We start from the raw sequence: 11,697 nt of genomic DNA, 5'->3' as shown, positions 1-11,697 counted from the left end.
GGTCACGTACATCGACTCCACGACCGCGTCGACGTACTTCGCGCCGCAGACCCCGGCCCGGATGACGCCGAACACCACGTACACGGTCGACTTCAACCTCACCAACACCACCTCCTCGGCGTGGGCGGCCGGTGAGCGGGAGCTGTCCTACACCTGGAAGCTGCCCGACGGCACGGACGTGACCAACGGTGGCAACCAGATCGCCACGCCGGTCCCGGCCCTTGCTCCCGGCGAGTCCGCCGCCCTCCAGGCGCAGGTGAAGACCCCGATCAACTCGGACTCGGGCAACAAGCGCACCGACTACGTCCTGGGCTGGGACGTCCGCAAGATATCCGACGGCTCCTGGCTGTCGGCCGGTACCGGTGCCATTCCGGCCCTGGTGCAGAACGTCGCGGTCGAGGATCCCACCTCCAACACCCTCGGGATGGAGAAGTTCTACTCCTACACCGGCAAGAACACCGGTGCCGGTTCGACGGTGATGAACAACCTCTCGGCCGGTAACAGCGTCTGGTCGTACAACGCGTTCACCAACCCCGGTCGCGGGCTCACGACCTTCGCGCGGTTCGCGTACAACTCCCTCGACACATCCGACACCGTTCTCGGTGCGGGCTGGTCGGGGCAGGCCGCCGGGCCCATCCGGATGGGTGCACCGCTGGAGTTCCACCCCAAGCCCCACCCGACCGAGATCAGGCTCCCCGACGGCGACGGCACCACCCACGTCTTCCGTGAGCAGGCCGACGGCAGCTGGAAGGCCCCGGCCGGTGTCCACTACAAGCTGGCGGCCAAGCCGGGACTGGACTGCACCCCGCTGAAGGACCCGGTTCCCGACGCATGGACGCTGACGCGCCCCGACGGCACCCGGTTCGTATTCGGCTGCGACGGCTACATGACGTCGACCGTCGACAACAACGGCAACACGCAGACCCACACGTACGAGGAGCGCAAGTCCAACAACAAGCCGACCAAGTTCCTGACCTACATCACGGACCCGGCCGGCCGTCAGTCGCTCACCGTCGAGTACTACAAGAAGGGTGACGCGTCCTACGAGTACATCAACGACTCGGGCGCGAAGGTCACCGGCTCGAACCTGACCAACTCCAAGATCTACGACCACGTGAAGTCCATGACGGACGTCTCGGGCCGCAAGATCTCCTTCTACTACACCGACAAGGGCCTGCTCGGCCAGCTCACCGACGGTGTCGGCTCCAGCCAGCCGAAGAACTTCAAGTTCACCTACGACGCCACGCAGGGCAACAAGAACGTCAAGCTGGTCAGGGTCGTCGACCCGCGAGGCAACGGCACCTCGCTGGCCTACAACACACCGCAGGCCGGTGACGACCCGAAGTTCCACTGGTGGACCAAGAGTGTCACCGACCGGCTGAACAACGCCTCGACGTACGTCTACCAGGCGAACACCTCGAACTCGAAGTTCATCGACGCCAAGGTCACCGACGCCGAAGGCCGCGCCACCAACTATGTGCTCGACGACTTCGGCCGTCAGGTGCAGGTCACGAACGCCAAGTCCGAGACCACCAAGATGAACTGGGACGCGGACAACAGCGTCACGTACATCGAGGAGGCCAACGGAGCGAAGTCGGCCTTCTGCTACGACCAGAAGACCGGCTACCCGCTGCGTGAGTGGGACGCCGAGACGACCAAGAGCTGGACGTCCCAGCAACTGGTCGCCACCTACTACTGCGACCCGGCCAACGAGGGCAGCCTGCCCGGCGCGGCCAAATTCGCCTACACGACCCGCCTGGACGGCTACTCGGCGGACCTGACCGTCAAAACGTCTCCGGAGGGCCGCAAGTGGAATTTCGGCTATGACTCCTTCGGTAACCTGACGGCGGTCACCGACCCCAAGGGTGTCGCCACCGCGACGGTGGGCGACTACACCACGAAGTACGAGTACGACGTCTTCGGCCAGCAGACCAGGACCGTCGACGCCAACGGCAACCCGAGCGTGAACGCGGACTTCGAACCCAGCGGGTATCCGAAGACGATCACGGACGCGGAGAGCCACGCCACGAAGTTCGTCTACGACGAGCGGGGCCAGGTCACCTCGGTCACCGACGCCCTGCAGAAGACCACCACGCAGACCTACGACACCTTCGGCCGGCCGATGGTCAGCAAGGTGCCGAAGGACCAGGCGGCCGGGGTCTACATCACCACCCAGGCGCCCGACTACGACGCCAACGACAACGTCACCCGGTCCACCGACCCGGCGGGTGTCCCCACCACCGCGGTGTACGACGCGGGTGACCAGCTCACGTCGTCCACGGGCCCCGACAACAACACCATCGGCCGTAAGACGGCCTACACCTACGACAAGGTCGGCAACCTCAGGACGACGACCGAGCCGAAGGGCGTAGCCACCACCACCGACGCCACGGACTTCGTCACCACCAACCACTACGACGCCGCCTACCAGCTCACCAGCGTGGTGGACGCCAAGGGCGACAAGCTCTCCTACGAGTACGACAACGTCGGCAACATGGTGACGGTCGTCGACCCGAAGAAGAACGCCACCACCGACACCACCGACTACACGTCGAAGTCCACGTACGACCTCAACCACCGGGTCGTCAAGGGAACCGACTCGGCGGGCAAGTACACCACCACGGTGTACGACAAGGACTCGCTGGTTGTCGCGGCCACGGACAAGGAGCGCAACAAGACCGAGCTCCTCTACGACGAGCGCGCCATGCCCGTCGAGAAGAAGGAGCCCTACGAAGGCACCACGGTCCGCAGCACCAAGTTCGAGTACGACCAGGTCGGCAACCGGACCAAGGTCATCACCCCGCGCGGCGTGAACACCTCCAACACCGAGGACTTCACCCTCCGCACGGAGTACGACAAGCTCGGCCGGGCGGTCAAGGAGTACCAGCCGTACGACCCCGCGGACGCCCGCTTCAACAGCCCGAACGTCTACACCCAGACGGTGTTCGACGCCGTCGGCCGGGTGACCAAGGTGTCGGCGCCGCCGTCGTCGGGCGAGTCGGCCCGTATCGAGACCTCCTACACCTACTTCGACAACGGCTCGGTCCGCACGTCGACCGACACGTGGGACATCCGGACCGCGTACGAGTACGACAACAGCGGCCGGCAGACCACGCGCACCCTGACCGGGGCGGGTGGCACGCCCTCGCGGACGATGACCACCGGCTACTGGCCGGACGGGTCCATGAAGACCCGTACGGACGCGCCCTCCGCGGGAGCGGAGCGCAAGTCCTTCGCCTACGCCTACGACGCCAACGGCAACACCACGTCGATCAACGACACCTCAGCGGGTGCCGGGATCGACGCGTACACGATGACCTACACCGGCCTCAACCAGGTCGAGAAGGTCACCGAGGCGCTGGCCGGTGAGGCGAAGAAGACCACGTCGTACGTGTACGACGCGAACGGCCAGCCGGACAGCGTGACGCATCCGGACCAGTACTCCCAGTTCACGTACGACCCGCGCGAGCTGGTCAAGACGGTGAAGGTCGGCGAGACGCCGACCGACGCCACGCCGGAACTGACCGAGTACACCTACACCGACCGCGGCAAGATGCTGCGGGAGACCAAGGCCAACAAGAACACGGTCGACTACGCCTACTTCCTCAACGGGGCGCTCAAGAGCACCACGGAGAAGAAGTCCGGCGGCGCGCTGGTCGCCTCGCACGTCTACACCTACGACGCCAACGGCAACAAGGCGCAGGACGTCGCGAAGAAGATGAACGCCGACAACCACTCGGCGTACCTCGACAGCACCAGCGACTTCGTCTACGACCCGGCCGACCGCATCGGGAAGGTCACCAAGACGGGTAGCGGTGCCGGCACCGAGACCTACGTCCACGACAACAACGCCAACGTCATCAGCCAGACGGTGAAGGGCGTCTCGACGACCTTCGACTACGACCGCAACCGGCTGACCACCGCCACCTCCGGCGGGATCGCGGCGACGTACAACTACGACGCCTACGGCCGGCTGGACCATGTCGTCTCCGGCGGCAAGACCGTCGAGGACAACACCTACGACGGCTTCGACCACGTCACGGAGCACACCAAGCTCCAGCCGGACGGCTCGTCGAAGACGACGAAGTACAGGTTCGACCCGCTGGACCGCAAGACGGCCAAGACCGAGGGCACCAAGACCACCGACTACAACTACCTCGGTACCGGTGGCGAGGTGCTCGACGAGCGGGTGGCGGGTGAGATCACCAAGTCCTACCAGTACAGCCCGTGGGGCAAGCGCCTGTCGCAGATCAAGCACGGCAGCGACGGCACCGAGGAGCTCGGGGTCTACGGCTACAACAGCCACACCGACGCCGAGATCCTCACGGACAGCACGGGTGACACCAAGGCGACGTACGGCTACACCGCCTACGGCAAGGACGACGAGGCCGAGTTCACCGGCATCGACAAGCCCGAGGCGGCCCAGCCGGACAAGGAGGCGTACAACCCCTACCGCTTCAACTCCAAGCGCTGGGACGCCGCTTCGGGTACGTACGACATGGGCTTCAGGGACTACAACCCGGGCCTGAACCGCTTCACCACGCGGGACATGTACAACGGTGCCCTTGCCGACATGCGGCTGGGCAGCGACCCGTACACCGGTAACCGGTACGCCTTCTCGGGCGGCAACCCGGTCAGCAATGTCGAGCTCGACGGGCACTGCTTCGGAATCGACTGGTGCGAGAGCGCGGTCTCCGCCACCGGGGACGCCATCGCGGACACCGCCAGCGGTATCTACATGGGCACCGGTGAGGTCTTCTACGGACTGGTGTCGAACATTCCGGACACGGCGTCGTACGCCGGCTGGATGGTCGACGGCGACTGCTGGAACGGCGGGGCCGGCGCGCCCGGCTGCGACTACGGCGCCACGTTCGACAACTGGGCCGCGAGCCAGGGCTACAACACCGACAAGTGGACGTACACCCTTCCCAGCATGGTGGCCGATCTGGTCGGCCGGAAGCCCTCCATGGCGCCGTCGCCGGGGGCCATGCCCAAGAAGAAGACGCCGCCCGCACCCAAGCCCACGACGCCGCCCGCGCCCAAGCAGGAGAAGTACGGCGACAGGGACGGCTACATCTCCCTCTTCAAGGCACCTTGGAAGGGGTATGGGCAGGGCCAGTACGACAACGGATACAATGCGGCGGACTTCCCTGATTCGGCGAAGGAGAAGGGTGCGGCGTACTTCGGAAGGAAGTACAGCCTCGTGGACGAGAAGTACGCGCGGTACTACGGGGACGGCATCATCGAGATCCGCATCCCCGAGGACGACTACAATCGCTACTTCAAGGGCTACGAGAAGTTGTACGAAGGCGGCCCCGAAGTAGAGGTGCCGGTCCCGACCGAAATGTTCGGCCGGCTGAACTCGTACGAGAGACTGTGGCACAAGTGACAGAAGACGAATGGGACTCCGCCAAGCGGAAGTTCCCCTACGGATCCACGGTCGACGGCACCGTCAACCAGGTCGCGCCCTTCGGAATCTTCATTTCGGTGGAGAATCTGCAACTGACCGAGGCATTCGCGGATGTAGCGGGAATGCATCACGGGGGCGCCGACGGTTCCACGGTGCTCTGGCCCGAGGTGGGTGACGCGGTCACCGGAGTCGTGGTCGAGCACACGGAACGCAACCATCAGCTCAAACTTCATCTGAGGTAATCGAGCCGAAGGTCGCTACGGCGACACCAGGAAGGGCCGTCCCCCGGAAACCGGGGAGGCGGCCCTTCTTCCGTCCCAGGTGACCGGGGCGGACCGTGCCGGAACGCTACGGACAGGTGTCGAAAGGCCCGGACGCCTGAATTCCGGCTCCCCGGTACGCTTGAAGCGCCGTACCATGGCCGATCCGCCGAGCGGAAGGTGCGAGCCGATGAAGGACGCGGACCCGGGGCTCTTCGGCCCCGAATCGGTCACCTGGCAGATGCACGGCGACCCGATGATGTGGATCGCCGGAGTGCGCGCCCTCTACCTCCAGGCACTGCATCCCCGCGCCGTACGCGGAGTCATCCAGAACTCGGACTTCCGCCGCGACGCCTGGGGCCGGCTCCTTCGCACCGCGAGCTTCGTCGGCACCCTCACCTACGGCACCACGGAGGCCGCCGAGAAGGCGGGCGCCCGGGTCCGCAGGATCCACCGCCTGCTCAAGGCGACGGACCCCGACACCGGGGAGGTCTACGGCGTCGACGAACCCGGACTGCTCCTGTGGGTGCACTGCGCCGAAGTCGACTCCTACGTCCAGGTGCAGCGCCGGTCCGGGTTCCCGCTGACCGACGCCCAGGCCGACCGTTACGTCTCCGAGCAGCGCGAGAGCGCCCGCCTCGTCGGGCTCGACCCCGCCGAGGTCCCCGCCACCACCGCTCAGCTCGCCGCCTACTTCGAACGCGTCGGGCCGGAACTCGCCGCCGGAGCCGAGGCGTCCGAGGTCGACGACTTCCTCCGCAACCCGCCGGTGCATCCCCTGCTGACCCCGGCTCGCGTGCTGCTGTGGCGGCGCGTGGCAGCGCTCGCCTACCAGTCACTGCCTCCGTACGCCCACGCGTTGTACGGCAGGCCCGCGCCCGCCCCGCACACGGTCGACCGAGGTCTGCGGGCCACCGGGGCCGTGCTGCGCCGCGTACCCGCGCGGCTGCGCTGGCGACTGCCGCCCCAGCACATTCTGAAGGCCATGGCCCGGCTCGGCCCGGACAGCCGCCCCGCACCGTACAAACTCCGCAGACAGGCCGCCATACTGGACGGGCCGGGGAGGGCGTAGGCGAAGCGACGGGGGCGACAGCACACGATGGCGGAGACCAGGCTGATCCAGAGCCGGTACCGGCTGCTCGATGTCATCGGGCGCGGGGGCATGGGCGAGGTGTGGCGGGCGCGCGACGAATCGCTCGGCCGCCAGGTGGCCGTCAAATGCCTCAAGCCGCTGGGCCCCCAGCACGACCAGTCCTTCACTCGGATCCTGCGCGAACGCTTCCGCCGCGAGGCCAGGGTGGCCGCCGCGCTCCAGCACCGCGGAGTCACCGTCGTCCACGACTTCGGCGAGCACGACGGCGTCCTCTACCTGGTGATGGAGCTCCTCGACGGCCGCAACCTGAGCCAGCTCCTGGAGGACAACGAACAGAACCCGCTGCCCGTGCCGGACGTCGTCGACATCGCCGAGCAGGTCGCGGACGCCCTCGGCTACACCCATCAGCAGGGCATCGTCCACCGGGACCTCAAGCCCGCCAACATCATGCGCCTCGCCGACGGCACGGTGAAGATCTGCGACTTCGGCATCGCGAGGCTCGGCCACGACATCGGCTTCACCTCACGCCTGACCGGCACCGGCATCGCCATGGGCACCCCGCACTACATGTCGCCCGAACAGATCAGCGGGGGAGACGTCGACCATCGCAGCGACCTCTACTCGCTGGGCTGTGTGCTGTACGAGATCGCCACCGGCGTCCCACCGTTCGACCTGGACGACTCCTGGGCCGTCCTCGTGGGACACCGGGACACCCAGCCCGAGCCGCTGCGCAGCCACCGGGCGGAGCTCCCCGGTTTCTTCGACCGGGTCGTCCTGGACCTGCTGGCCAAGACGCCGGGCGAACGCCCCACCGACGCGGGTGACCTGCGCCGCCGCATCCTCCACGGACGGACCGGCGAGCAGCCACAGGTGTCCGGCCACGTCCGCCTGGCACCCCCCGTCCTCGTCGAGCACCCCTCCGGCTCCCGCCCGCCGAGGCTCCCCTCCTGGACCCGCGACATGACGACGGGTCACAAGGCGACGGGCACGGTCGCGGCCGGTTTCCCGCTGCCCGACCACTCGGCGGGCCTGACCGGCGAGTGGACGACCGGCACCGACCTGCGCGTCCTGCCCAGCGCCTACCCCGCCGTCCGCGGCGAACGGCCTACGCCGTCCCCCGAACTGCTCTCCACGCTCGCCAACCGCCACAGTGCCGGCCTCAACCTGGGCCGCCTCGGTCACTGGGAGGAGGCAGGCGAGGTGCACCGCGCGGTCGCCGCCGAACGCGAACACGCCCTGGGCCCCGACCACCCGGACACGCTCGCCAGCCGCTACGAGGTCGGCTTCACCCTCAGCCGCACCGGCCGGGCGGCCGACGCCCTGCGGGAGTTCGGCCGGGTCGCCGACGGCCGCGAACGCACCGTCGGCCCCGACCACCCGGAGACCCTCGCGGCCCGGCAGGAGACGGCGTACGTACTCGGCCAGCTCGGGCGGCACTTCGAAGCCCACCAGGTGTACGCCGCCGTGCTCGGCTCCCGCGAGCGGACCATGGGACGCGATCACCCGGACACCCTGCGCTGCCGCCACAACCTCGCGTTCAACCTGAGCAGGCTCGGGCGCCTGGAGGACTCCTACCGGATGGCACACGAGGTGGCGGCCGCCCGGAGCCGGCTGCTCGGGGCCACGCACCCCGACACGCTCGTCACCCTGTACGAGGTGGCGTACACCCTCGGGCGCCTCGGCCGCTGGGACGAGGCCCTGCGCATGTACGGCGAGGTGGCGCAGGCCCGCGCCGTGTCGCTCGGCCCCGACCATCCGGAGACGCTCTCCGCCCGCTACGAGGTCGGCATCAGCCTGGGCCGGCTCGGGCGCAGTGCGGAGGCGCTGGAGCTGTACCGCGCCCTCGTCGAAGCCCGAACCCGGGTCAGTGGACCCGCCGACGCCGAGACCCTGCGGGCCCGTCACGGGCTCGGCGTCAACCTGGGACGGATGGCCCGCTGGGAGGAGGCCCTCGTCGTGGCACGCGAGGTGTGCGACATCCGCGAGCGGACCCTGGGCCCCGACCACCCGGACACGCTCGTCAGCCGGCGGGAGATCGCCGTCGGCCTCGGCTGGCTCGGCCGCTGGGCGGAAGCGCTCACCGTCTACCGGCAGGTCGCGGAGATCCGCACGCGGGTGCTCGGCGCCGATCACCCCGACGCGCTCGCCGGCCGCAACGACGAGGCGCACTGCCTGGAGCAGCTGGGCCGGGGCACCGAGGCCGTCGAGCTGTACCGTCAGGTCGCCGCACTGCGGCAGCAGCGGGGGACACCGTCCCACTGACGGCCGCTCCCCCTCTGGTCAGGGCCGATCTACGCGTGTTACGAAGGTGCATGACCGAACAAGACGCGCCCGCGCAGCACCGCTACGACGCCGTGATCGTGGGCGGCGGCCACAACGGTCTGGTCGCCGCCGCCTACCTCGCCCGCGCCGGCCAGTCCGTCCTCGTACTCGAACGCCTCGGGACCACCGGGGGAGCGGCCGTCTCGACCCGGCCCTTCGCCGGGGTCGATGCCCGGCTCTCCCGCTACTCCTACCTGGTGTCCCTGCTGCCCCGGAAGATCGTCCGGGACCTGGGCCTCGAATTCGCCGTACGCAAGCGGACCGTGTCCTCCTACACCCCGGCCGTCCGCGACGGCCGGCCCACCGGGCTGCTCGTCGGCGGTGACGGCACCCGGGACTCCTTCGCCGCGCTCACGGGCGGGGACCAGGAGTACGAGGCGTGGCAGCGGTTCTACGCCATGACGGGCCGGGTCGCCGAACGGGTGTTCCCGACACTCACCGAACCACTGCCCGCCCGCGAGGCGCTGCGCGACCGGATCGACGACCCGGAGGCCTGGCGGATGCTCTTCGAGGAGCCCATCGGTGTCGCCGTCGAGGAGAACTTCACCGACGACCTCGTACGCGGAGTGGTGCTCACCGACGCCCTGATCGGCACGTTCGCCGACGCGCACGACCCGTCCCTGGCGCAGAACCGGTGCTTCCTCTACCACGTGATCGGCGGCGGCACCGGCGACTGGGACGTTCCGGTGGGCGGTATGGGCGCCCTGACCGACGCGCTCGCCCGCGCCGCCCGGGAGGCGGGCGCCGAGATCCGGCCGCTGCACGAGGTGACCCGGATCGAGACCGACGGTACGCACGCCGAGGTCACCGTCCGCTCGTCCGGCACGCAGCAGGTCATCGGCGCCCGGCGGGTTCTCGTCAACGCCTCACCGCAGGCCCTCGCCCAACTCCTCGGCGAGGAGCCGCCCGCCCCGGCGGAGGGGGCGCAACTGAAGGTCAACATGCTGCTCACCCGGCTGCCCCGGCTGCGCGACCACGGCGTCGACCCGAGGCACGCGTTCGCCGGTACGTTCCACATCGCCGAGGGCTACGGGCAGCTCGCCTCCGCCTACCGGGACGCCGAGCAGGGCAGGCTGCCCGCCGCGCCCCCGTCCGAGATCTACTGCCACTCGCTGACCGACCCGTCGATCCTCGCCCCGGACCTGGCTGCCCGTGGCTACCAGACCCTGACGCTCTTCGGCCTGCACACCCCCGCCCGGCTCTTCACCGCGGACAACAGCGGGACACGCGCCGAGCTGCTCAAGGCCACCCTCGCCGAGCTCGACGCCCACCTGGACGAGCCGATCGCCGACTGTCTCGCCCTCGACGAGAACGGGGAACCCTGCATCGAGGCCAAGACCCCGCTCGATCTGGAACGGGACCTGCGGCTGCCGGGCGGCCACATCTTCCACCGGGATCTGGCCTTCCCCTACGCGACGGAATCCACCGGCCGCTGGGGAGTCGAGACCGCGCACGCCAACGTGCTGCTGTGCGGAGCGGGCGCGGTGCGCGGCGGCGGGGTCAGCGGAGTCCCCGGCCACAACGCCGCGATGGCGGCCCTGGGCCGGTGACCTCCTTGTGCCGGACCGCCGGCGCCGGCCAAGGCAACGGCACCTGGCCGACGTCGGGTCCCGGGGCCGGAGGCGGGGCCCCGATCAGTGGCCGAACACTCCGCGCAAGGCCGTCAGCTTGCGCGGCAGGTCGTACTCCGCACCGCCCTCGTGCCCGTTGTACGCGAACACCTCGATCTCGGCGGGGCCCGCATAGCGGTGGTAGGCGGCGAACACGGTCGATGACGGGCAGATCTTGTCCATCAGCCCGACCGAGAACCACGCCGGGGCGCTCGCCCGCGCCGCGAAGTTGACGCCGTCGAAGTACGACAGGGTCTCCATCGCCTCCTCCACCCGGAAGCGGTTCCCGGAGAGCCAGCGGGCGATCTCCCAGTACGGTCCCGCGTCCGTGATCTGCGAACCGCGCCGGAAGTGGCAGAGGAACGGCACGTCCGCGAGGGCCGCCGCCACGTCGTCCCGGAGTCCGGCGACCGCGAGCACCAGCCCGCCGCCCTGGCTGCCGCCGAGGACCGCCACCCGTGAGGCGTCGACGGCCTCATGGGCCTTCGCCGCGTCCACGGCCCGTACGGCGTCGGTGATGAGCCGGCGGTAGTAGTGGCGGTACGGGTCCTCGATGCCCCGGGTGAGGAAGCCGGGCGAGGACGAACCGTGCCCCTCCGGATGGAAGTCCGGGGTGTCGGCGGTGTTCTTGCCGCCACCGCCCTGCCCCCGGTTGTCCATGACCAGATGGGCGTATCCCAGCGCGCTCCAGGTCAGCCACGAGTAGGGGATGCCGCGGCCGCCGTTGTAGCCGATGTACTGCACGACGGCGGGCAGCGGGCCCGTGCGCCCGCGCGGCAGCATCAGCCAGGCCTTCACCGGCTGACCGCCCCAGCCGCGGAACGTCACGTCGAACACGTCGACGGTCGCGAACCCCGCGTCGTACGGGACGAACTCGGCGTCCAGATCGTGCCGGGCGGTCTCGGCGAGGGTCTTCTCCCAGAAGGCGTCGAAGTCGGCCGGTTCCTCCGGCTCCGGCCGGTACTCGCGCAGCCGTTCCAGGGGCATGTCGAACAGCAAGGG

General features: G+C 69.1%; 6 protein-coding genes. 5 read left to right on the top strand and 1 reads right to left on the bottom strand.

The features are described from left to right. From AB0C82_RS30035 to AB0C82_RS30015, 5 genes are all read left to right on the top strand, one after another. Positions 1-5,389, top strand: a 5,389-nt coding sequence (locus tag AB0C82_RS30035) for an RHS repeat-associated core domain-containing protein (RefSeq protein WP_362847949.1), incomplete at its 5' end; no start/stop codon positions are given. Beyond that, on the top strand, positions 5,386-5,652 hold the full coding sequence (locus AB0C82_RS30030) for a hypothetical protein (RefSeq protein ID WP_362847946.1): 267 nt from the start codon (positions 5,386-5,388) through the stop codon (positions 5,650-5,652). The genes AB0C82_RS30035 and AB0C82_RS30030, both read left to right, overlap by 4 nt. A 208-nt stretch (positions 5,653-5,860) precedes the next feature. Then, positions 5,861-6,742: an oxygenase MpaB family protein gene (locus AB0C82_RS30025; RefSeq protein WP_362847943.1), complete on the top strand. Its 882-nt coding sequence runs from the start codon at positions 5,861-5,863 to the stop codon at positions 6,740-6,742. 27 nt (positions 6,743-6,769) lie between these two features. After that, positions 6,770-9,025, top strand: a complete 2,256-nt coding sequence (locus tag AB0C82_RS30020) for a serine/threonine-protein kinase (RefSeq protein WP_362847941.1) — start codon at positions 6,770-6,772, stop codon at positions 9,023-9,025. A 50-nt stretch (positions 9,026-9,075) separates the two neighbouring features. Further along, positions 9,076-10,635 (top strand): NAD(P)/FAD-dependent oxidoreductase, encoded by a 1,560-nt coding sequence (locus AB0C82_RS30015; RefSeq protein ID WP_362847938.1) that lies wholly within the window; start codon positions 9,076-9,078, stop codon positions 10,633-10,635. A gap of 84 nt (positions 10,636-10,719) precedes the next feature. On the opposite strand, the gene AB0C82_RS30010 is transcribed toward AB0C82_RS30015, so the two are convergent. Further along, a complete protein-coding gene (locus AB0C82_RS30010) occupies positions 10,720-11,694 on the bottom strand; it encodes an acetylxylan esterase (RefSeq protein ID WP_362847935.1) in 975 nt (324 codons plus the stop codon). Positions 11,695-11,697 lie beyond the last annotated feature (3 nt).

Origin of the sequence: Streptomyces sp. NPDC048560 (assembly GCF_040650955.1) — a bacterium.
Taxonomy (GTDB): Bacteria; Actinomycetota; Actinomycetes; order Streptomycetales; family Streptomycetaceae; genus Streptomyces.
This window is presented reverse-complemented; position numbering and strand designations above follow the sequence as displayed.

Excerpts from the sequence above, each read along its gene's own strand:
- AB0C82_RS30025 (WP_362847943.1), top strand. The coding sequence starts at position 5,861 with ATGAAGGACGCGGACCCGGGGCTCTTCGGCCCCGAATCGGTCACCTGG.
- AB0C82_RS30020 (WP_362847941.1), top strand. The coding sequence starts at position 6,770 with ATGGCGGAGACCAGGCTGATCCAGAGCCGGTACCGGCTGCTCGATGTC.
- AB0C82_RS30015 (WP_362847938.1), top strand. The coding sequence starts at position 9,076 with ATGACCGAACAAGACGCGCCCGCGCAGCACCGCTACGACGCCGTGATC.